The following is a 22397-nucleotide window of genomic DNA, read 5'->3' on the forward strand; positions in this document are numbered from 1 at the left end:
GTTTCCCTTTATTTTTTGGAAGCCAAACCGTCGAATGTAACATTTAATTAAGGGGGAAGGGAATTGTGCTAACGTTTCACCGCATCATTCGAAAAGGGTGGACTTTCCTGCTCGCGTTTTTGCTCACCGCCTCGCTGTTCTGCCCAACAGAACAGCCCGCCAAGGCTGCCGCACCGTTTAACGGCACCATGATGCAATATTTTGAATGGTATTTGCCCGATGACGGCACGCTATGGACCAAAGTCGCTAACGAAGCAAAAAACTTATCGAGTCTTGGCATCACTGCCCTCTGGCTTCCTCCCGCCTACAAAGGAACGAGTCGAAGCGATGTAGGGTACGGGGTATACGATTTGTATGATCTCGGTGAATTCAACCAAAAAGGAACCGTCCGCACAAAATACGGGACAAAAACGCAGTATCTTCAAGCCATTCAAGCCGCTCATGCCGCCGGAATGCAAGTATATGCCGATGTGGTATTCGACCATAAAGGCGGCGCCGATGCGACAGAATGGGTGGATGCCGTCGAAGTCAACCCATCCGACCGCAATCAAGAAATCTCAGGCACTTACTCCATCCAAGCATGGACTAAGTTTGACTTCCCTGGCCGAGGTAACACCTATTCTAGCTTTCGTTGGCGATGGTATCATTTTGATGGCGTCGATTGGGATGAAAGCCGAAAACTGAATCGGATTTACAAATTCCGCGGTACCGGTAAAGCATGGGATTGGGAAGTCGATACGGAAAATGGAAACTATGACTACTTAATGTATGCTGATCTGGATATGGATCATCCCGAAGTCGTTGCCGAGCTGAAAAACTGGGGAAAATGGTATGTCAATACAACGAACATTGATGGGTTTCGACTCGACGCAGTCAAGCATATCAAGTTCAGCTTTTTCCCAGATTGGCTTTCGTACGTGCGTTCGCAGACTGGCAAGCCGCTATTTACCGTTGGCGAATATTGGAGCTATGACATCAACAAGCTGCACAATTACATTACCAAAACAAACGGAACGATGTCTTTGTTCGATGCCCCGCTGCACAATAAATTTTATACCGCCTCCAAATCAGGCGGCGCATTTGATATGCGTACGTTAATAACCAATACTCTCATGAAAGATCAACCGACATTGGCCGTCACCTTCGTCGATAATCATGACACCGAACCTGGTCAGGCGCTGCAATCATGGGTGGATCCATGGTTCAAACCGTTGGCTTACGCCTTTATTCTAACTCGGCAGGAAGGATACCCGTGCGTCTTTTACGGTGACTATTATGGCATCCCACAATATAACATTCCTTCGCTGAAAAGCAAAATCGATCCGCTCCTCATCGCGCGCAGGGATTATGCTTACGGTACACAACATGATTATCTTGATCATGCTGATATCATCGGATGGACAAGGGAAGGCGTCAGCGAAAAACCAGGATCCGGACTAGCCGCACTGATCACCGATGGACCAGGCGGAAGCAAATGGATGTACGTTGGCAAACAACACGCCGGAAAAGTGTTCTATGACCTTACCGGCAACCGGAGTGACACCGTCACCATCAACACTGATGGATGGGGAGAATTCAAAGTCAATGGCGGTTCGGTTTCGGTTTGGGTTCCTAGAAAAACGACCGTCTCTACCATCGCTTGGCCGATCACAACCGGATCGTGGACTGGTGAATTCGTCCGTTGGACTGAACCACGGTTGGTGGCATGGCCTTGATGCCTGCGATCGCGTTGTGAAGACATGCCGCTCTATCATTGAGACAAAAAAACACTGCCTTGCCCGCCATGAATGGCGGCGCAAGGCAGTGTTTTTTGTTACCATCCATTTACTTGCTTCAACTTTTCCTTCGACGGCGTTTCGTAACGGATGTGCGTGTCGATTCCAGTCACGTAATACCCGCCGCCGACCGCGTACTGCCCGCCGAAGCGCGCGTCATACCCGTAGACGCGGTACACTTCCCCAGGCTTTAAGATGCGGACGAACACAAGGCGTCCATCCGCCGTCCGTTTCCATAGATTGATCGGCTTTTGCACCGTCAAGCGGCCGATTTGCCCTTTTTTCAGCTCCACGCCATCCCAGTAGACTTTTTTCGCTTGGCCTGGAGGAATGGGTGGCTTCTCTGGCTGCTTTGGCGGATTGGGCTTTTCTTCCTTCCAAAGCGGCAAGGCAAATTCATATTGGGCAAATCCGCTCGGCAAAGTGGCGACATAGCGGATGCTGCCGTCTTGCGGCAAGTATTTTTGCGCTTCCGGCGACGATTCAAAGGAAACAGTCACCGACGCTTTTCCTTTCACCGGCGCAAACCGCCAGTTGCCATCCGCCGACGGGTTGATCGTTCCGTTTTCCCGAATGTAATCGATGATCACTTGCCGGTTTTCATCCGGCGCGGCCAAAATCGTGTTTTTCCCGCCCGGATTGATGAGCCGGTTCGTCGTCGCCCGATAGTTGTTCGTTGCGACGATAAATTCCATGTTCGGCGTCACTGGCTTGCCTTCGAATTTCAAATTTTTAATCCGGTTCGCGTTCGGATGGATCACATTTTGGTTTTTGTCGTATTTCGCCGGTTCGTTCACATCGATTTCATACGTTACGCCGTCAATAATATCGAAGTTGTACGTTGGGAAATCATTGTTGACGAGCGGTTGAACGTCTGTCTTGTTCGGGTCAATTTGGTTGAATTGCCCCGCCGACCACTCAAGCCATTCTTTCAACTCGGCTCCCGTAATTTTCAGCGCATACACCGTGTTCGGATACAAGTACAAATCGGCGACGTTTTTAATGGCGATTTCCCCTGCCGGGATGTCGGTATAATAGCTCGCCCCGCCGCGTCCGCCTGCTTTGAACGGAGCGCCGGCCGACAGCACCGGAAGGCCTTCATATTTCGTCCCTTTCAACATCTTTTCGACATACCATTTTTGCGCGTTCGTGACGATTTGCACCGACGGATCGTCTTTGATGAGCGCAAAATAGCTGTTGATCGGGCTCGTCGTTTTCCCAACCGGGCTGCGGACGTACTGAATCGTCGCTTCATGTTCCGCCTGGATCGCCTGCTCAACAGCTGGGTCGCTGTCGACAAGCGGCGTTTTCGTCGCCTTGTCATACACTGGACGGAGCTGGGCTTTCGCTTGCGTCACTTTCCATTTTCCGTCGACTTGCTCGACCGTCAAGTCGATCACGCCGAGCGCATCACCCCATGAACCCGGCATCGTCACTGGAACACCGTTAATCGTTCCGGTTTCATTGTTGATTCCGTTTCCGTCCGGAAAATCTGGTGTCGTGCCTGGAAGGGCCGGGAATTTTTTATGCTGGTGGCCGGTCAACACGGCGTCGACCCCCGGAATTTGCGTCAAATAATACGATGCATTTTCCATGTTCGGGCTGTTTCCGCCTGTCTCAATGCCCGAGTGCGATAGCACGACGATCAAATCGGCCCCTTCCGCTTTCATTTTTGGAATATACTTTTGCGCCGACTGCACAATGTCTTTCGCAATCACTTTCCCTTGCAAATTCGCTTTGTCCCAATCCATAATTTGCGGCGGCACAAAGCCGATGACGCCGATCTTCAGCGTATGTTTCTCCCCGTCTTCATCAACGACTTCTTTCTCTAAAATTTGATACGGCGTAAAATAGTTGACATCGTTATCCGGATTTTGGTCATGATCGTCACGGTACACGTTCGCATTCACGATCGGTAGCTTGGCATCGTCATACACTTCATTGAGGAAATCCAAGCCGTAGTTGAACTCATGGTTCCCAACCGTTGCCGCATCGTACTTCAACAAGTGCAGCAACTTCACCGCCGGATGCACTTCTCCGTCTTGCAGCGGCTTCACTTTGGCCACATAGTCGCCAAGCGGAGTTCCTTGAATCAAATCCCCGTTGTCAAACAGAAGCGTGTTTGGCTGCTCAGCGCGCGCCTGCTCGATCAAACGCGCCGTTTTCGACAACCCGAACTCATTCGTCGGACTGTCTTTGAAATAATCGTAGTTGACGAGATTCATATGTACGTCTGTCGTCTCTAAAATGCGCAGCTTGACGACATCTCGGTCTTCCGCGCCCGCTGCTGTCGGCAACACAACCGGAGCAAGCAACCCCAACGCCAACACCACGCTCGCCGCCGAGTATTTCTTCCGTGTTTTCAATGCCCATCCCCCTCACTCAGATCAAATCATTGTCATCTCTACATCATATTACCATAAAAGCGACAAAATTTTGATAGAAAAAACAAAGAAATAGAGGAAAGAAACAGACAATATCGAAAGAGAGAGATAGAGGAAAGCACAATGTCCTATTCTTGGGGACGGTTGATCTTTCCAATCTTCCTTTCCACATTCATGCTGTATATGATCCTTGAAACCGCCGTCCGACGAGCGATGGACAGCTCAACATTAGCAGAACACATCAAAAAACCGTTGGAAGATAGGAAAAGAAGGAATGACAGCCGACATTAAAGGCATAACACGCATCGTTAAGAGGAGTAGATAAGGAAGCAGAAAAGCTGTTCAAATAATCCATTATCCGCAGAGAGAATACGCCTTTAAGAACTGCCTTTTCTAAAAGAGCAGGAAGAAGCAACCCAAACAAAAACAGAAAATCGCCATTGCAATACAAAGAAGAGCGCCCTCCACTGGCGCCCTTCCTTATCCCTATAGCAAATTGAGCAACGCCTTTTTGTTCGCTTGCACTTGTTCGTTCAACGCCTTGACTTTTTCTTTTACCTTCTGAATGTCTGCGTTGTTGGCGCCGACTTTCTTTTCAAGGGCGCGAATTTCATTCGTCACCGCCCGCAGCTGGTTGGACAACGCGATGAGCTGGCCGATGAGGCCATCGATTTGCTCTTGTTTTTCCTCATCGAGCTCCGCTTGATCCTCATCAACAGGCTGTTGAGAAGTCGGAGACGGCGCCTCTGTTGCAGTTTGCCCGCTGGCAGCCGGAGCTGCAGCATCATTGGCCGCTACGGCTTGTCCGCTCGGAGCGTCAGTTGCCGCTGTGGCTTCTGTCGGTTGAGAAGTGGACGGCTCGCCCGTTGACGCCGAATCAGCAGACCCCGGCGAGGCTTGCGTGTCCGTCGCCGGTTCCGCTTCACTTAACGCTTGAATGCGAGCGGTCACTTTGTCTAGCCGCTCTTCAATTTGGCTCACTTTTTTATGTAACTGCGCCAACTTTTGCGCAAGCATTTTTTGCTGCTTGGACGATTCCTGTTTTTTCTTCGCCTCTGTTTCCTTTTGTTCCGTCTGCTTCTTGATGACGATTTCCACTTTCTTCACCGTCATCTCGCGTTCATGCGCTTTGCCTGCAGGTTTGGCGGCCGCCCACGTCGGAGAGGCGACGAGCATCGACGCCACCAAAATCGGCCATCCTTTCTTTAACATTACCAATTCCTCCTTTATTTTTTTGGTAATGGCAGCTGGCTGGCATAGGTTTCCCCTTAGCCCCTGTAGCTTTGTGACGCTAAGTTTCCTTAGCTGTACCTTTATCATGATTGTACCATGATTTTCTTCGCGAAGAAGTGAGACGAAATGACTATTTTCGACCGTTGAACCATTTCATATATGTCTCAAACATTCCTGGTTCACCATTAAATCCCTAGTTGAAGTTCGTGTACAGTATATTTGCTTTTTGTCACAACTCCCGGGTTCCGCAATGTTTCATGCACTTTCTCATTATACAAGCGAACGTTTTCATTCATGACCTTCCACTCAACCGACCGTTGATGGCAAAACCCATCGTTATCATTGTCAAGATGTTTCACGTAGCGATAGGGGCCGACGATCCTGATGCTGAGCAATGCTCCATTACGAACCAACACGATATCCCTTGTTCCATCGTGTTTACAAATGCCCAGATCGCGCCAAGAGCGTTGCCAAGCTTCGCCCCCGAATAATGGTACACGTTGCGCAATCGCTCTCTCAATTCATCTTTGCTTATACCGTCCAACTTGCCAATCAGCGGCCAACCAATCCCAATGACCTGGTCACGAATAAATTCGTCGTACCGCTGAAACCCATGCGGTTTTGTTTTGATTTGAAATACATGCGCCATTCCTAATCCCCCGTTTCCCTTTCAATCTCCGCCTTAGCCACACCGTCCCATCCATCGAAAAGCGACAGGCACGTAACCATTTCAACTTCTTGCATGCTTCTTAAGAACGGAAGTAATCGCCTCAATCGTTTCTTTGGCGGCATCCGTCAACGCTTCAAACTTAAAGGCTATCGACTGGGCGCTTGGATTGATGGACGGGCCTTCGTTTTGATCTCTGCGAAACGCGGTGATCGCCTCTAAGTCTTGTTTGAGGCCATCCGGAAGCGACGCTCGTTCGAACCTCCAACTGACGATGTGGGGCTCTTTCGTTGTGTAATCGTTGCTTCCTTCATATTGTATGGCCCCGATGCGCTTCTTTCCTTTCTCGGAAGCCGTATCATTCATAAACAACTGCACTGTTTGTTTCGCATTGCCATCACATAAATGCAAGCCTGCTTCCATCGATTTGTTTGCAATCAAATGAAAAATGGGTGCAACGGCAAAGGGGTACTCGAGCACCTTCATCTTTTCGTCTCCTTTCTTTTCATTCATTACATTTCCAATACCCCGAAAACTCCCTTTACTGAGTTTCATCATCTATCATTTTATTACGTTTTCATAAAAGTGGAAATATCCCTCTTGTTCGTCAGGACCAAATATTAGTATTTTCCTCCTCCAATCATTAACACAAATCGCTGGAAGAAGCGGTACACGTTGATCACCGTCAGCCGGTTTTTCGTGTCAAGGCAGACAACGACAAACTTCTCCCTGTCGGCTTCCACGAGAAACGGCTTCAGCAGCTTGTACGCGTCTTCCGGCGACTTGATTTGTCGCTCCCTGTACAGCACGCTCGACTCCCGAACGAGCCTCAAGCTGACGATATTCACGCGCTTCGCTGGTTGCATCTGACTCCCTCCTAAAACAAAAATAGCCCCAATTCCCCGAAAGGAATGGAGGCTTTATGATTGTAGGTTCAAAATCATAATATATATTTGAAATCAAGCTTGATACAGATTCGGGCAAAAAGAAAAGCCCCGCAGAGTTTTCTCTCCAAAGGACCTTTCGCTATGATAGATACTTATAGCTAAAAAGAGTGACCACTAAATATGGTCACTCTTTAGAAGGTGCAATATTATTTTGCTAATGTTACAGAAACATCGCCCTTAACAGTTACACCGTTAACGTCTTTGATATCTCCGTCACCAGTACCAAGAGTCTTCACTGTTACTGTAGGCGAAGATGTTACTGTAGACCAGTTAGAATTTCCTGGCGTCACAGTAATAATTAAATCTTTACCAGATACAGATGCAGTTGCTGTAGCATCTCCAGCTGTAAATGTAGTAGTGCCATTAGAGATTTCGATATCATCTAAGATATCAGCGATATTAGCAAATGAAGCGCTAATATTCTCATTAAATGTAAGTTTAAGGATATTATTTCCTACTAATGTTGCACTTTGCAACGTAGCTGGCGTGTTATCTTTTACTTTTACAGTTCCAGATGTAGCAACAACTGTTTTACCAGTTGAAGTTTGAACATTTTTAACAGCTAGTACAGCATTTGCAGGTGTAGTAGCTGAACCAATGTTAATTGAGTTGCTTGGCAATTCGATAACTACTGTTCTGTTTGCAGCACCGTTTTTGAAATAGATATCAGTTCCGCTTGGTAAAGCTGCTCCATCCAATGTATAGTTAGCAGGATTTAATGCTGAAGCAGCTGTTACATCTTCGCTAAATGTTACTTCAAAAACGTTAGGAACTGCAGAACTAGAAACTGTTTGGTTAGCAATGGTAGCAGTTAAATCAGTCGTAGTAGCACTAATAGAAACAGTTGCAGTAGCTGCAGCATTAGTATTAGTATGAGCGTCTTTAACTGCACCAGCGTCTAAACGAACTGTATATGTTCCAGCTGGTAACTTACCTGAAACAAGGTCTGCAGTAGCTGGAGTAATTACAAGGACTTTAGCGCCATCTCCAGTAGCCGCTTTTTGAGTAGCGTTAGCAACTGCACTCAACGCAACTCCATCTTTGCGTAATACGATTTTGCTTGTATCAATATCACCAGCAGCACCAGAAATTGCTTCATCAAATGTTACTTCAATGTCTTTTCCGTTAGAAGCAACTTTCGCTGAAACTACTTTTGGACCAGTAACATCTTTAGTCATAGTAACGCTTTGAGTTGTAGCAGCAAGTTTTTTGCCGAATACATCTGCAATTGCGTTATCAGCAAATACTAATGTTACCGCTTTTGAATTTGCACTACCATAGAAATAGTTAGGTGCAGTACCACTAAATGTTACGATAACCGTTTTATTAGAAGTATCAGTTGTATCAAGAGCAGCTGTTACGTTATTTGAGCTCACTACAGTTCCATCGATAACTGCAGTTAGAGCACCATCAATAGTAGCACTGTCGCTCGCAAGAGATTTATTGAATACTACTTTCAATTGGTTAGAGCTAATTTGTGTAACAGATGTTACTTGCAATGCAGAAGCATCGTTAGTAATTGTTACATTACCAGTGTATGGAGTAAGTATATTATTTGCTGCGTCTTTCGCTCCAGCTACATATAAAGTTGCTGTAGAGCCAGCAGCTACTGAAGAAGGCTTAGCAAAATCAATTTTTGTTCGATTTGTACCTACTACAAATGAAGCACTTGTTACAGGTTCACCATTTAATCTTACAACGTCTGGAACTGCAGTAATAGGTTCTGAGAATGTAACTTCGATTTTGTTTGTAATTGTATTATAGCTTACATTTGATACTGTTGGACTTGTTTGGTCCTTAGTTGTAAATGTACCAGCATATGCTGTAAGTGCTTTACCATCAGTAGCTTTAACAGCATCAGAAACAGTTACCGCATAAGTTCCGTCGAAGTACTTAGCACTAGTAGCATCAACAGTTAATGTTAATGTTTTACCATCAGCACTTAAAGAACCTGTAATTGTATCAGAACTTGAATCAACATTCTTATTAGCGTCTGTTGTATCATTTACTGTACGTTTTACTGTTACTACACCAGCATTAAGTGTTCCTGTTGTTACGTTAGAGAAGATTGTAGACTTGTCAACAGCTTTGTTGAATTTAATTTCAATTTGTTTAGCGTTAATCGCACTTACACTCTCAACCTTCGGCGTCAATGCCGCTTCATACGCCGCGTTGGCGTCTTGGGCTGCTTTTTGCAGTTCGGCTTTGAATGCATCGGTGACTTTCGATACGTATTGGTTGACTTGGTCAAGAGCAGCTTTCGCTTTGTCCAAGTTGCCGGCTTTGATGGCGTCTTGCGCTTCACGCGCTTTCATCGAAACGGTGATGTCGTAGACTAAGCTGTCGCGCAGTTTTTGTGCTTCGGCTTTGAATTGCGAACGAAGCAGGTCGCGCGTCGATTGGCCGTATACGCGGTCGAGAATGACCGTGCGCGTTTTGAGCTCGTACGAAATTGTGTGGTAGAGATCTTCGGCTTTTTTCAGGTCTTTCGCATCGATGGCTGCTTTGAGTTCTTGACGCATCGCGTCTAACTTTGTCGCATAGTTGTAAGCGTCGATGTACGTAGCGACGCGCGCTTCGCCCGATTTCGGGTTGGCTTTGAATACATACGTTTCGTATGTAGCTTGCAAGTCAGCCAAATACGCGTCTTTTTTCGCGCCGCCGGCTTTGTTTACAACAGCGACAGCGTTCGCATATGCCTGTTTCGCTTGGTTGTACGCAGCGTAAACGTCGCTGATGTTCGGCAGTTTACCCGTTTCCGTTACCGTATGGCTGTACGTATAGTACGCTTCTTTCATTTGCGCTTTCGCCTGGCTGACGACCGTTGCCACGTCCGTCGCCGCTTGGGAAGCGTGCGGGTTGGCGGCAACGAAAGCGCTCGCTGCTACAGCGCTGGCTGTGGCGAGTTTGACTGCTTTCTTTTTGTCCATAAAGCTCAAAATCCCCCTTCGTTTTTATGAAACTTTAGGACAATGGGTACTAAACGTTTCCGCTTAGTAGATTCATTGCCTAAAAGGTGCTAACAAGAACCAACATCATCCTTTGCGGCTAGATGCTGGACCGATTGGCAGTCCGCGCATCCAGTGCTAGCACTTGCACATCATTCCTTAATGCTCCACGTCTCCTATAATAATACATTTTTCTTCTAAATTCTAGCCCTAAATACAAATTTTTTAGAGAATATGACATTGAAATTATTTCCATCAGTGACGGCATTGATATGAATATGATGGAAATCAGAATGTTAGAACGATATTTTTGCAGATTGATGGGTTTCGTTTTGTAAAAAAACATCAATCGTTTTTCTTCACCGTGACGTCCATCGGTTGGCCGAGCGTCATTTTGACGACATCATAGCGGTCATTCAAGTACAAGTCGAGAAAGCGGAACTGGCCGGAGAATTGCTCCGGGCTGTTGGTGACGGAAAATTGCAGCTGCATTTGGTAATCTCCGCTGTTGGCAAGCTGCTCGGCAATTTTTTCGATTTCGTCTTTCGGCACATTGTACGCCTTCAAGTAAGAGATCGAATCGGCAATGGCCTCAACATTGTCGTTAAAGTAAATGTCAAGCGTCACAGCGGAGTCGCTGATGCGCCCTTCGATCGGCAAGGACATATTTTTGCCGTATAAGTACCAGCCAAACAGACGGCTGCCTTTTTGCCGCTCGATGACGAACGGGACGGATTCATTTCCTGCCTGCAGAATGTACTGGCCTTTCCATGAGCGGGTGACAAGAGCGAGAAGCTCGTCTTTTGTGAACGGCACGTACTGGATGGCGTCCCCTTGTTTGGCATACAACCCGCCGCCGAGGCTGTAATAGACGGCGCCGCCTGCCCGTTTTTGGCTGTAGACGCGATACTCGCGCCCTTGTTTCGCTGTCATGGCGGGCTGCCATGTCGTTCCGTTCAGGCGGTACAGGGACGTGTCGCGCAAAATGACGACTTTGCCGATCATCCCTTGTTTCCATTGGACTTGCCCCCATTGGACGGCGGCGTCAGCCGTTTGTCCATTTCCTCCGAGGGCGATGGCGGCGGCGAGGCAGACGGCGGCCGCCATTCGCGATGCATGCTTCATTTTCTGTTCCTCCTCACTTGATCATCGTGGCCGTTTTGGCATGCTAGAACAATCGTTTCGCCCCTAAATACCGCTGCTTCCAATACGATTGGTCCAGGCGGCTGATCGTCACGCCTGTCGAGGCGCCGCTATGGACGAACTGGCCGTTGCCGATATAGATGCCGGCGTGCGATGGGCCGCTCACGGTCGTGGCGAAAAAGACGATGTCGCCGACTTCCGGGGCGGAAACGGCCGTGCCCGCATTCCACATCAAGGCGACGGTGCGCGGCACGGTGACGCCTTGTTGCTGGAAAAGGTAAAAAATGAAGCCGCTGCAGTCAAATCCCTCTTCCGGCGCATCGCCGCCCCAAACGTACGGAGCGCCGAGCAGTTCGGCCGCATCAGCGACAAGTTCGATGACGTCCACCTTCACCGCGGGGGCTTGTCCGATCAGACGCTCGTATGTTTCACTGTCAACGACGCCGGTCGCTGGGAGTTTGGCCGCTTGTTGGAAACGACGGACGGCATCGGCGGTGGCGGTGCCGTAGTAGCCCGTGGCTTCCGGATGTGTAAAGTAGCCGAGCTCTTTCAGCTTCGTCTGAATGCGCTTGACGTCGTCGCCGCGCGCGCCGATCGAAAGGCGAATCGTTGAGCGTTCGGTCGCAGCGGGCGGGGTTGCCTTCGCTTTCACGGCATTCGCAAGGCGGGCGGCGGTTTGGTTGTCGACCGCGCCGGTCACTGGCAGACCGTTGTCGCGTTGGAAGCGGCGGACGGCGTCAGCCGTCAGCACCCCGTAGTAGCCGGTGATATCCGGATATGTAAAGTAGCCAAGCTGTTTGAGCTGCTGCTGCAGCTCGCGGACTTGGTCGCTGCGGGCGCCGACCGTCAGTACGTCAGACGACGGGGCCGTCTGGCTTGTTTCTTTTTGCTTTAGCCGCTCCATCGTCGCGCGATCCGCCCGCCCGGTTTCGGGAAGCCCGTTTGCCCGCTGAAACTGCCTCACCGCATCGGCCGTCACCGCACCATAGTAGCCGGTGATTTGTGGGTAGCGAAAATAGCCGAGCTGTTTCAGCCGGCGCTGCAAATCGCTGACGGCCACGCCGCGCGAACCGACTGCCAACGCGTCGTTTGACGCAGGCGCGCTTTTGAGCTTCGCGTAGGTGGCGTCATCGACGATGCCCGTAGCCGGCAAATTCATCGCCCGTTGGAACGCTTTGACCGCTTCTTCGGTGATGGCGCCGAAGTAGCCGGTCGCTTTTGAGTATGTAAAAAAGCCTTGTTCCTTTAAACGTTGCTGGATTTGTTTAATCTCGGGGGAACTCATGCCTTTTTTCCATTCCGCCGCCTGGCTGTCATCCGGGGCAAGAAAAAAGGACGAAGCCATGACAGCGGCAAAGACGACGTGATTCGGTTTCACGGATGCGTCCTCTCCCTTCGCCGCCCTTTCGTTTTGTTGTCGTCTTGTCCTGAATGGATGTTCAAAATGAGGAGCGACAATGTTCTATATTTTCAGTATACCGTATGAAAGCCATGAAAGGAAATGATTTTTTCCATTGGAAAAGGAAAGAAGATCATGAATCTGAATGGGGTGTTCCCCTTTTCGGACGCGACAGATTGGCGAACAAGTGCGACACACGCCGATCATCGACAAGATAAATCGACTGCAGCACGTCATAAATGAGCTGTTTTTCCATCGCCAACCATTCATCTGCGCGGATCGGGATGTATTTTTGCTTCGGTTCGTTCCACTCGTAGAGGGCGACGGTAAACTTTTTTTGGCGAAGGTCGAGCTTGACGATAAACATGTACAACTGGCTCGTGCATTTAAACACAAAATAGAGCTGAGCTTCGGACGAGCACGTGATCGTGCGGAACAACACCTCGCCTTCCGTTGAAAACTGCGTCCGCCCGTCTTCATTTTTTAGCGATCGCAATGAATCAGTGAAACTGGCCGGGGCGATCGTTTTCAGCCGCACGGAAAACGGATTTTTCATTTCCTTAATATAGATATGGTACACTTTTGGGGCGTGCTTCTCCCCGTTTCGTTCACAAATGACAAAATCGGCGAGATAGATATTCACCTTGACCCCCTCTTTTTGGTTCATAATTTACCATTTTTAACTAATTGTACTATGTCCTTCCTGAGCAAAAAAAGATGCCGAACGCCGGAATCACGGACAAATCCGTTCTGATTTAGAAACAAAGAGAGAAATGGGCTGAAAAGGAACAACCATTGGCTCCATGCTTTTCTATCTTTAAAGAGTAATAATGAAAAGCGTGGTGACGAACAATGACAAACCTTGGGGAGACGCTCAAACGGCTGCGGAAACAACGGCGCTGGACGCAGGAACAGCTGGCCGCACAGCTGAACGTGTCGCGCTCGCAAATCAGCAAATGGGAAAACGGCAGCTTGCTTCCAGATGTGCAGTCGCTTGAGAAGCTATGCCAGTTATTTGACGTCAGCGCCGATTTTTTGCTTGGCGGTGAAACGCGCCAGCGCGAGCTGTTGCGCGAAGTGACGGACATGTACGGAACGGCGGATGTGCACGAAACGGCGCTCGCGGCGTTGGATTACTTGCTTCAGAACCGGGAAATGAGCGAAGCGGTGTACGCGCTCGCGAAGCTGCCGGATAAAAAGCGGAAACATGTCGAAACGATGATCGTGACGATCGTGAAAGAGTGCTCCGAGCTCATTTAGCTCCCCAATGCTGAAAAAAGCGCTAACAACGATGTGCTAGCGCCATCCATTGGGGGAGTGTTTGGGGACACGTTCTCTCTCTTGAGGATTCGCTTTGAAAGGCATGGATGGGGAAACGACTATACGTGCTCCGGCCATTCTTGTTTCTTGCCAGAGTGAAGAAATTGGACGGACTGTGCGACGACTTCGGTGACATAGACGCGTTGACCGTCTTTTTTATCGTAGCGGCGCGTTTGAATTCTCCCCGTCACCGCCACCATCGATCCTTTTCGGCAATAATTGGCGGTATGTTCCGCCGTTTTCCGCCATAAGACGCACGGAACGAAATCGGCGTCAATCCCCCCTTCTGCGTTGCGAAAATTTCTCGCCACCGCCAGCGTGACAGTTGCGACGGCAGCCCCTTCGGCCGTATAGCGAAGCTCGGGATCTTTCGTCAAACGGCCGACCAACACGACTTGGTTAATCATGTGTTGGCGCATCCCCCCTTTCCTCCACCGCACCTTTATGATAACGAATCTCGTTTTAGGTCGTAAAATCGCGATTTTTGCATTTTTTGCACACTCTATGGATATAATCCAGTGAAAAAGGCGAAATCTCCGTCGACAATGGCGGGGCAAAATGGCGTTTTTGCCATCGGGCGGAAAACATGCAGATCGTTTTTCAGCACTAGGGGCCGCATCCCGTTTTTCTTCCCTCGTCCGCCTGTGCTATAATCTTGGATAAGACAACGGTAACGAGGTGGACGAGATGAAAACGTTCAAGCTTGTCGGGCTCTCGGTCATCGACGACGACATGCACCGCCAAGACATCCCATTTATTGACGGGCTGATCATCAATAAAGAAGACGGGCAAAACCGCTGGCTCGTGGAGGCGTATTTGGATGACGACTATGAGCCGATGTTTGTGAGCCTGCAGCGGCGTCCAGAGTTTCAATTGCAAGTGACGATCACCCATACGAGCAATGACCCGGCCAACATGCTCGTCGCCGTCCGCTCGATCACGAAAATGAACGGCCATATCAGCGTCTTGATGGAAGGGCTGATGATCCCGCGGCGCACCCATTTGGCGGAAGTCGTGCTGGCCGGCCTTGTCAGGAAAGGGCTGCAAGGCGAGGCGCTGCTTCAAGAGTTTCGCCAGCAAATGCATGAGCGAATCGACGCCAAGACACCGCATGAACGAAAAAGGTAAAAGGCTGGAGAGCGCGCTTTCCAGCCTTTTTGTTTGCCTTCCTGCAGGCAAGCGGATCATCCTCTTGGAAACGCCTGGGCATCCACCCGGACCGGGCGGGCGGTGACGATGCAGCGCTTCGGGGCGCGGCCGATCAGGCGAAACGGATAGCACGTCGTCACCGTCAGCGTCGGGCGCGCTTTGTCGACCAAAACGGTTCGGTCGTCGTCATCGACGATGCGGATGTTGACGATGCGGTAATGGATGGACGCGCGATCCGTCCGAATGATCAGCGCATCGCCGATCTCCAGCTCGCCAAAGCGGCGGAACACGGTATCGCGGTGCCCGGATAACACGACATGCCCTTTTTCCCCCGGCCAATCGCTCGCCGGATAATGGCCGACGCCACGGCGCAATTCTTGTTCGCGGACGCCTTCATACACCGGAATCGCCGCCCCGAGCTTCGGAATGGCGAGTTCGCCAAGGCAGGCGCCAAGCGGCGCGTCTTTTTGCGCCGAACGTTCGGCTGGAAGGCTTGCGGTCGGCGGTGAGGAAGGCTGAGGGGCATCCCGCTTGACTGCCATCCGGCCGACGGTGTACCAATAACCGTTCCAGCCGGCCGCCGCCGTCCCGATGACGATCGCCGCCAGCGCCGCCCATCGCGCGGCCCGGCGCTTCCACGAAAACCGCGTGGGCTTGCCGTTCACGTTCCTTCACCCTTTCAGCCGCCCGACCCGCCGGTAAAGAAGGAAGCCGGCTGAAGCGAGCAGCAGCCCGGCCAATGTATAGGTCAAATACGGCGACGCCGTCTCCGGAAGTTTTTCCCCATACATCTTTCCTTTCATCTCGACCGCGAGCAGCCCAGCGTCAATGCTTTTCTCCCCCGCCCGGACGATGTAGCCTGATGTCAACATTTCCCGCGTTATGGCGATATCGGCGATCTTCTCGCCTTGGCGGTTGGACAATCGAACGCGGATCGGCTCCGCTCCGGCCGTCTTTATGCCCGACCCGTCAGATGGAAGGTTCGCCTTAAGCTCGAGCAGGCGAAGCCCCTCTTCCCATATCGCCCGCAGTTGGCGGCGCTCTTCATCCGTCCACGACCCTTCCGTCTCCGCAAACGGGCGCAGCCGCTCGCGAAGCGCCAAAAGCCGCTCGGCTAACTGCGGGTCGTCAATCGAGGCGATATGGCGGGTGAAGGCGCGCACTTCTTGTTCCGTCATCCCGATGGCCCCAAGCAAGTCGTTGATTTGCTGCATGGCAGCGTTGCGCTGCGAGTAAAAACGGATGGCCCGGTCTAAGTCTTCGACAAATGTGTAGTCTTGCACCGTTTCGCCAAACTGGCCAAGCAGCGCCTCGAGCTCCTCGACCGTCAGCCCGTGCCGGCGCAGCACGGTGTGAAGCCGCTCATGCGTGATGGGCGTGCCGAGCCATTGTTTCAGCTCATCCATCGTGCGAAAATCGGCGGCTGTCAAGCCGTATTGATCCAAATAAACCAACAGGTCGCTCACCGTCCAGCCGACGCTCTCGGCGTACTGCTCAAGCTCGCTTCGGCTGATGGCCGCCGCCTCAGCCGGAAACGAAGCGAAAGCAGCGACAAGCACAGCCATTCCTAGCCATTGCCGCATTCGTTCTTCCTCCCTTCCGCTTTCTTTGACGTACATTGGTAGTATTTTCCGAACATGCCGCTCTTATGTACGCCAACCAGCGAAAAAAGAAGAAAACTCGGCTTAGAGCGCTTGAACACCAACGCTTAGAGGGGGGAGATTCTCGGGGACACCTGCCCCACGGCAGGCTGCCAGCCAAGCCATCCTCGTCTGCCCCTGCGATTTGGCTGTCCCAACGAAGTCCTTCTTTTCAGATATTTTGGGCGGCGTTGGGGGAACATCCATGATGGAAGACGCTGATTCATTCCCCTTCCGCTGATCGCGTGAAAGTGGGGGCTTCTCGGTTCATAAGAATAGGCGCCCGAGTTTCGGACGCCTGTTTCGCGTTAGAAAAGGCGGCTCACGGTTGCCTGTTGGAAGTAGGCGTTGTACAAGGCGCGAACCGCCTCGTTGACGACTTCTTCCTTCACGCCGAACATCATGCTCACTTCAGATGAACCTTGGTTGATCATCTCTAGGTTGATGTTGGCGTTGGCGAGTGCGGTAGTCGCTTTCGCCGCCATCCCGATCGTTTTTTCCATCCCTTCGCCGACGACCATAATGAGCGCCAAGCCGTACTCAATCGTCACCTCATCGACGGCAAGCTCTTCGCGGATGCGGGCGAGGATGCGCTCATCTTTTCCGTCCGCGAGCTGATCCGCCCGCAAAATGATCGACATGTTGTCGATGCCGGATGGCGTATGTTCGTAAGAGATGCCTTCGTCTTCTAAAATTTGCAGCACGCGCCGGCCAAAGCCAATCTCACGGTTCATTAAGTATTTGCTGATGTTGATGCTGCAAAAGCCAGTGTCGCTCGCAATGCCGGCGACCGGTTCATCGACATGGTTGCGCTTGGCGACGATCCACGTGCCTGGAGCGGCCGGGTTGTTCGTGTTTTTCACGCAAACGGGAATGCCGGCGCGGTAGACCGGTTCGAGCGCCTCGTCATGAAAGACGGAAAATCCAGAATACGACAGCTCGCGCATCTCGCGGTACGTGATTTCTTTCAACTTGCGGGCATCGGCGACGATCGATGGGTTAACGCAATAAATCGAATCGACGTCGGTAAAGTTTTCGTACACGTCTGCTTTGACGCCCGCGGCAACGATCGAGCCCGTGATATCCGACCCGCCGCGCGGGAACGTGACGATATGGCCGGATCGAGAATAGCCAAAAAATCCCGGGATTACGAGCACGCCACGACGTTCACGGAGCTGACGCAGTTTTTCGTATGATTCGGAAAGCACTTGGGCGTTGCCTGGCTCATCGGTGACGATAATGCCCGCTTCAAGCGGGCTGACGTAGCTCGCATCAAGCCCACAATCTTGCAGATAGAGCGCCATGAGCCTTGCGTTATGATCTTCGCCGCTCGCTTTCATGGCGTCCAACAACCGGGGCGGCTCGCTTCGATAGGCGCTGATTTTCGACTGCAAGTCATCGACAAGCTCGGCCAAAAAGCCGTCGGCTCCCAGCCCCAGCTCATCGGCGATGTCAGCGTACCGCTTCACGATCGCTTCCATCGTTTCCTCATGCGGCTCGCCAGCCACAACTTGTTCGGCCAGCTGGATGAGCATATCGGTCACTTTCACATCGTCTTTGTACCGTTTCCCCGGCGCCGACACGACGACGATGCGGCGCTCGATATCCGAGCAGATGATATCGGCCACTTTGCGGAACTGCGCGGCGCTCGCCACCGAACTTCCACCGAATTTGGCTACCTTCATCGTTCATGACCCTTTCTGTCGAAAGTCTCTATAATTGTTTATCATATCACATTTTCCCGCCCATGGAACCATTCATTTTTTAGAAATTTCCGCGAACGCTCAAAACCGCCGCCATCGCCGGACATGATTCCCTATCACAACAGATGATTCCATGTCGGAAAGACGGTGATGCCACAGATCCCCGCCTTGACGAACAGATGATGGTTCAGCGCAGCACCGTGTTTCCATCGCCCTTCGCTACTTTTTCCGAAATTGACATCCTTCTCACGTTTGCGCCGCATTACCGCGGCGGACGTTGGCGATCCCTTCTTTGCAGACGCCGTACGGCAGCCACGAGCAGTTGCGGCATAACTCGTCCAAATCATCCGGCTTGACCCGTTCCGCCGTCCGCCGGATCAGTTCAGACTTCCAATACACGTTGCCCGGTTCCAAGCCTAAATGGCGAATGACGTTGCCATCGAGCGAACGGACATGGGCGTCCGAATTCGGACCGGCTTCACACGTTGTCTCCCCATGATGCGGGCAGGCGAGGCAAGCCTCGTCAAGCGCCGCGACGACTTCAATCGGGAAATCGTCATTTTCATCGCGAATGCGAGCCACGATCTCCCACATTTTTTCCACGAATGACGGGCTGTAGCCCATGCCACGAAATCCGTGCACACAAAGCAAATGATGGCCCCGCAAACGAACTGGTTTCATCTTCTCTCCCCTTTCTTTTTTCTCTTCAAATATATGCCGCCCCGCTTCCATGATTTCGGTCGTCTTTGCCTCCATCATACGTCAACTCTTGTCATTCAGCAATCGAAACATAGACCGCCGCATTTTTTCAACCATTGTGAGAGCGAACAACACCGCTTTTAGGCCCATGCGCGTCTGTAAAGCGATTGGTGGTTTGTCTTCGATCACGCCTTGGCTTACAAAATAGGTCAACGCTATGCAACACGTTCTTGCTTGTATGCATCATCTCTAGCCGAGAAGACCTCCTCTTTCACGCGATCCGCATAAGTGAGAACAGCAGAACCGCAGGGCGCATGGGGGGCCTGGCTGGCAGCCTGCCGTGGGGCAGATGCTCCCAAGAAGATCCCACCTCGAAGCGCAGGTGGGGAGAGCGTTCAAATAGAAAGCCGCCATGATACAATGAGAAAGGGAAGGATGTTGCGGGGAAAGGACTGGCTGATCATGACGAAAGAAGAATTGGCACGCTCCCTTTCCGTCTTGCTTCATGAACTGACGAAGTCATGGCGGAAAGAAAAAATTCATTCCGATGTGCTCGAAATCATTATGAAGCTGCGTATTCAAGCCGATGACGACGAGCGATATGTCGCCGATCTGCTCAGCAACATCGCGTTTGCGAGCGAATCGGCTCATGCGCTCAAGCAAATTTGGGGCTATATGCTGCGCGAGCAAACCTTTCTGTCGCCAGAGACGATCGAGGCAATGCTCGCGGACGCCCAGCGCAAAATCCAGCGCCGGTTGTCGGAGATGACAGCCCGCTATGAGCGTCCGTTTTTGTCCATCGACGACCCGCTCGAGCGGAAACGCCAGCTTGAGCGCTCCTACAGCGCCCTTCTTTTGTTCAACCGGATCGCCTCCGACTTTTTGCTTGAGTTCGTCCGCGAAGAAAACGAAGCGGCCGCGAGCACCTTTTTTGCCGCTGATCCGAACGAGGCGATCGAAGTGTTCCATCATCTTTGCAGCGTCTACGCAAGCCGCTGGCTTGAAGGTCTGGAAGTCGATTGATGGACAAACCGTCGATCGAAGTCCTTGAAGCCAACCAAAGGTGCCCCAAACGCAACGGGGCGCCTTTTCTCATCACCATCTATACTGCCGCACGGGCATTTTCGATTTGACAGTATTGTCCAGCCATGATATTGTATTCATTGGAAAGAATTTTTATAATATTCTTTCTATTGAAAGCGAATACAAAAAATCCAATATGGAGGAGGAATCGGGGATGATCTACGCACAACCAGGCCAGCCAGGCGCGCTTGTCACGTTCAAAAAGCGCTACGAAAACTTTATTGGCGGCAAATGGGTGCCGCCGGTCGACGGCGAGTATTTCGAAAATATCACGCCGATCACGGGGCAGCCGTATTGCGAAGTGCCGCGCTCAAAAGCGGCGGACATCGAGCTGGCGCTTGACGCCGCCCATGCGGCCAAAGACGCATGGGCACGCACATCTCCAGCCGAGCGCGCCCGTTTGCTGAACAAAATTGCCGATCGAATGGAAGAGAACTTGGAAATGCTCGCTGTGGCGGAAACATGGGAAAACGGCAAGCCGATCCGCGAGACGCTCGCGGCTGACATTCCGCTCGCCATCGACCATTTCCGCTATTTCGCCAGCTGCATCCGTGCACAAGAAGGCACGATTTCGGAAATCGATCACGACACGGTCGCCTATCATTTCAAAGAACCGCTCGGCGTCGTCGGACAAATCATCCCGTGGAACTTCCCGATTTTAATGGCGGCTTGGAAACTCGCGCCAGCGCTCGCGGCCGGCAACTGCGTCGTCTTGAAACCGGCGGAGCAAACGCCGACGTCGATCCTCGTTCTCATCGAACTCATCGAAGATTTGCTTCCACCTGGCGTCGTCAATATCGTCAACGGCTTTGGCTTAGAAGCCGGCAAGCCGCTCGCCTCGAATCCGCGCGTGGCGAAAGTGGCGTTCACCGGTGAAACGACGACCGGACGGCTCATCATGCAGTACGCCTCGCAAAACATCGTGCCGGTCACGCTCGAGCTTGGCGGCAAGTCCCCGAACATTTTCTTCGCTGATGTGATGGACAAAGATGACGAGTTTCTCGATAAAGCGCTCGAAGGGTTTACCATGTTCGCCTTAAATCAAGGTGAAGTGTGCACATGCCCGTCGCGCGCCCTCATCCACGAGTCGATTTACGATGCCTTTATGGAACGGGCGCTTGAGCGCGTCAAGCAAATCAAGCAAGGCAATCCGCTCGATACGGAAACGATGATCGGCGCCCAAGCCTCCTCCGAACAGCTCGAGAAAATTTTGTCATACATCGACATCGGCAAACAGGAAGGCGCCGAACTTTTGATCGGCGGCGAGCGGAACATGCTCGAAGGAGAACTGTCCGGCGGCTATTACGTCAAGCCGACCGTTTTCAAAGGGCATAACAAAATGCGCATTTTCCAAGAAGAAATTTTCGGCCCAGTGCTCGCGGTCACGACGTTTCAAGATCACGACGAAGCGCTTTCGATCGCCAATGAGACGCTGTACGGCCTTGGCGCCGGCGTCTGGACGCGCGACATCAACACCGCGTACCGCTTCGGCCGCGGCATCCAAGCCGGCCGCGTCTGGACGAACTGCTATCACATTTATCCGGCCCACGCGGCGTTTGGTGGCTACAAAATGTCCGGCATCGGCCGCGAAACGCACAAAATGATGCTCGACCATTACCAACAAACGAAAAACTTGCTCGTCAGCTATTCGCCAAAAAAGCTTGGCTTGTTCTAACATTGGCCCACCTGCTCTTCCACGGCAAAAGGCAGCGCGCCGGCGCTGCCTTTTACCCACTGTTGCATCCGTCGCCGCCAACACCACACAAACGCCTTTTGATGATGGAATGGAACACGACGCAGCAACTCTGTTTCATTCGACGAATCCAGCAGAGCTGCGCTAGGAGCCTGCCTTTGACCGTGATGCGAAAGGAGGTGCATCCGATGCCTGATGAACCGAAAGTCATCGCCACCAAAGCAGCGTTAGAATTGATTGAAAAATTAAAGGCGAAATACGGGCCCCTCATGTTCCATCAATCCGGCGGCTGCTGCGACGGCAGCTCGCCGATGTGCTACCCGCTCGGCGAGCTGATTGTCGGCGATTCCGATGTTTTGCTTGGCGAAATCGGCGGCTGCCCGTTTTACATCTCTAAGGCGCAATACGAATATTGGAAGCATACGCAGCTCATCATTGACGTTGTCCCCGGGCGCGGCGGCATGTTTTCGCTCGAAGGCCCGGAAGGCGTCCGCTTTCTCACCCGCTCGCGCGTCTTCGGCCAAAGCGCGGATGCGGGCGCAACGTAACCAGCCATTGCGGATCGTCACCGTGAAACCGCCATGCGCCGGGCATCACGTCGATGCGAAACCGCA

General features: G+C 51.5%; 19 protein-coding genes, 1 pseudogene and 1 riboswitch. Of the genes and pseudogenes, 6 read left to right on the forward strand and 14 right to left on the reverse strand.

Annotated elements, in window-relative coordinates; all coding sequences use genetic code 11:
• Window positions 1–65: 65 nt before the first annotated feature.
• On the forward strand, window positions 66–1715 hold the full coding sequence (amyS, locus tag BJQ97_RS15710) for an alpha-amylase (protein WP_160157293.1): 1650 nt from the start codon (window positions 66–68) through the stop codon (window positions 1713–1715).
• Window positions 1716–1813: 98 nt separating this feature from the next.
• Here the strand turns inward: amyS and BJQ97_RS15715 are convergent, their stop codons facing one another.
• The 9 genes and pseudogenes from BJQ97_RS15715 to BJQ97_RS15755 all read right to left on the reverse strand — a co-directional run bounded on the left by BJQ97_RS15715 (window position 1814) and on the right by BJQ97_RS15755 (window position 13139).
• Window positions 1814–4141, reverse strand: a complete 2328-nt coding sequence (locus BJQ97_RS15715; RefSeq protein ID WP_160157294.1) for a bifunctional 2',3'-cyclic-nucleotide 2'-phosphodiesterase/3'-nucleotidase — start codon at window positions 4139–4141, stop codon at window positions 1814–1816.
• A gap of 504 nt (window positions 4142–4645) precedes the next feature.
• Window positions 4646–5371, reverse strand: a complete 726-nt coding sequence (locus BJQ97_RS15720; RefSeq protein WP_160157295.1) for a hypothetical protein — start codon at window positions 5369–5371, stop codon at window positions 4646–4648.
• A gap of 27 nt (window positions 5372–5398) precedes the next feature.
• A riboswitch (cyclic di-GMP riboswitch) is annotated at window positions 5399–5481 on the reverse strand.
• Between the two features lie 266 nt (window positions 5482–5747).
• On the reverse strand, window positions 5748–6041 hold the full coding sequence (locus BJQ97_RS17765) for a hypothetical protein (RefSeq protein WP_236567296.1): 294 nt from the start codon (window positions 6039–6041) through the stop codon (window positions 5748–5750).
• Between the two features lie 81 nt (window positions 6042–6122).
• The gene (locus BJQ97_RS15730) at window positions 6123–6617 is read right to left on the reverse strand and encodes a hypothetical protein (protein WP_236567299.1); all 495 of its coding nucleotides are present in this window, start codon (window positions 6615–6617) and stop codon (window positions 6123–6125) included.
• 113 nt (window positions 6618–6730) lie between these two features.
• Window positions 6731–6925 (reverse strand): annotated as a pseudogene (locus BJQ97_RS15735) (JAB domain-containing protein); the annotation flags it as partial.
• 227 nt (window positions 6926–7152) lie between these two features.
• Complete coding sequence (locus BJQ97_RS15740; protein WP_160157296.1) at window positions 7153–9936, reverse strand: Ig-like domain-containing protein; 2784 nt, start codon at window positions 9934–9936, stop codon at window positions 7153–7155.
• 363 nt (window positions 9937–10299) lie between these two features.
• Window positions 10300–11079, reverse strand: a complete 780-nt coding sequence (locus tag BJQ97_RS15745) for a hypothetical protein (RefSeq protein ID WP_160157297.1) — start codon at window positions 11077–11079, stop codon at window positions 10300–10302.
• Window positions 11080–11122: 43 nt separating this feature from the next.
• The gene (locus BJQ97_RS15750; protein ID WP_160157298.1) at window positions 11123–12475 is read right to left on the reverse strand and encodes a C40 family peptidase; all 1353 of its coding nucleotides are present in this window, start codon (window positions 12473–12475) and stop codon (window positions 11123–11125) included.
• A 154-nt stretch (window positions 12476–12629) separates the two neighbouring features.
• Window positions 12630–13139 (reverse strand): hypothetical protein, encoded by a 510-nt coding sequence (locus BJQ97_RS15755; RefSeq protein ID WP_160157299.1) that lies wholly within the window; start codon window positions 13137–13139, stop codon window positions 12630–12632.
• 209 nt (window positions 13140–13348) lie between these two features.
• On the opposite strand from BJQ97_RS15755, the gene BJQ97_RS15760 reads away from it, so the two are divergent.
• Entirely contained in the window at window positions 13349–13756 is a 408-nt protein-coding gene (locus tag BJQ97_RS15760; protein ID WP_160157300.1) for a helix-turn-helix domain-containing protein, read from the forward strand.
• 119 nt (window positions 13757–13875) lie between these two features.
• Here the strand turns inward: BJQ97_RS15760 and ssb are convergent, their stop codons facing one another.
• Entirely contained in the window at window positions 13876–14235 is a 360-nt protein-coding gene (gene ssb, locus BJQ97_RS15765) for a single-stranded DNA-binding protein (RefSeq protein WP_201451706.1), read from the reverse strand.
• 268 nt (window positions 14236–14503) lie between these two features.
• Here ssb and BJQ97_RS15770 point away from each other — a divergent pair, with 268 nt between their 5' ends.
• Window positions 14504–14944, forward strand: a complete 441-nt coding sequence (locus BJQ97_RS15770) for a YwpF-like family protein (RefSeq protein WP_160157301.1) — start codon at window positions 14504–14506, stop codon at window positions 14942–14944.
• A gap of 56 nt (window positions 14945–15000) precedes the next feature.
• Here BJQ97_RS15770 and BJQ97_RS15775 read toward each other — a convergent pair whose 3' ends face one another.
• The 4 genes from BJQ97_RS15775 to BJQ97_RS15790 all read right to left on the reverse strand — a co-directional run bounded on the left by BJQ97_RS15775 (window position 15001) and on the right by BJQ97_RS15790 (window position 18989).
• Window positions 15001–15630 (reverse strand): class D sortase, encoded by a 630-nt coding sequence (locus BJQ97_RS15775; protein ID WP_160157302.1) that lies wholly within the window; start codon window positions 15628–15630, stop codon window positions 15001–15003.
• Window positions 15631–15636: 6 nt separating this feature from the next.
• A complete protein-coding gene (locus tag BJQ97_RS15780; protein WP_160157303.1) occupies window positions 15637–16548 on the reverse strand; it encodes a processed acidic surface protein in 912 nt (303 codons plus the stop codon).
• A gap of 365 nt (window positions 16549–16913) precedes the next feature.
• Window positions 16914–18290, reverse strand: coding sequence for an aspartate kinase (locus BJQ97_RS15785; RefSeq protein ID WP_160157304.1), 1377 nt, complete (start codon window positions 18288–18290; stop codon window positions 16914–16916).
• A gap of 264 nt (window positions 18291–18554) precedes the next feature.
• Complete coding sequence (locus tag BJQ97_RS15790; RefSeq protein ID WP_160157645.1) at window positions 18555–18989, reverse strand: DUF1284 domain-containing protein; 435 nt, start codon at window positions 18987–18989, stop codon at window positions 18555–18557.
• A gap of 453 nt (window positions 18990–19442) precedes the next feature.
• Here BJQ97_RS15790 and BJQ97_RS15795 point away from each other — a divergent pair, with 453 nt between their 5' ends.
• The 3 genes from BJQ97_RS15795 (at window position 19443) to BJQ97_RS15805 (ending at window position 22331) form a co-directional block, all read left to right on the forward strand.
• Window positions 19443–20030 carry a hypothetical protein gene (locus BJQ97_RS15795; RefSeq protein ID WP_160157305.1) on the forward strand — a complete coding sequence of 196 codons (588 nt, stop codon included), beginning with the start codon at window positions 19443–19445 and terminating at the stop codon, window positions 20028–20030.
• A 214-nt stretch (window positions 20031–20244) separates the two neighbouring features.
• Window positions 20245–21765, forward strand: coding sequence for an aldehyde dehydrogenase (gene adh / locus BJQ97_RS15800; RefSeq protein ID WP_160157306.1), 1521 nt, complete (start codon window positions 20245–20247; stop codon window positions 21763–21765).
• Between the two features lie 206 nt (window positions 21766–21971).
• Window positions 21972–22331 carry a DUF779 domain-containing protein gene (locus BJQ97_RS15805; RefSeq protein ID WP_160157307.1) on the forward strand — a complete coding sequence of 120 codons (360 nt, stop codon included), beginning with the start codon at window positions 21972–21974 and terminating at the stop codon, window positions 22329–22331.
• The last annotated feature ends 66 nt before the right edge of the window (window positions 22332–22397 follow it).

The organism is Geobacillus sp. TFV-3, from assembly GCF_009901865.1.
Taxonomy (GTDB): Bacteria; Bacillota; Bacilli; order Bacillales; family Anoxybacillaceae; genus Geobacillus; species Geobacillus thermoleovorans_A.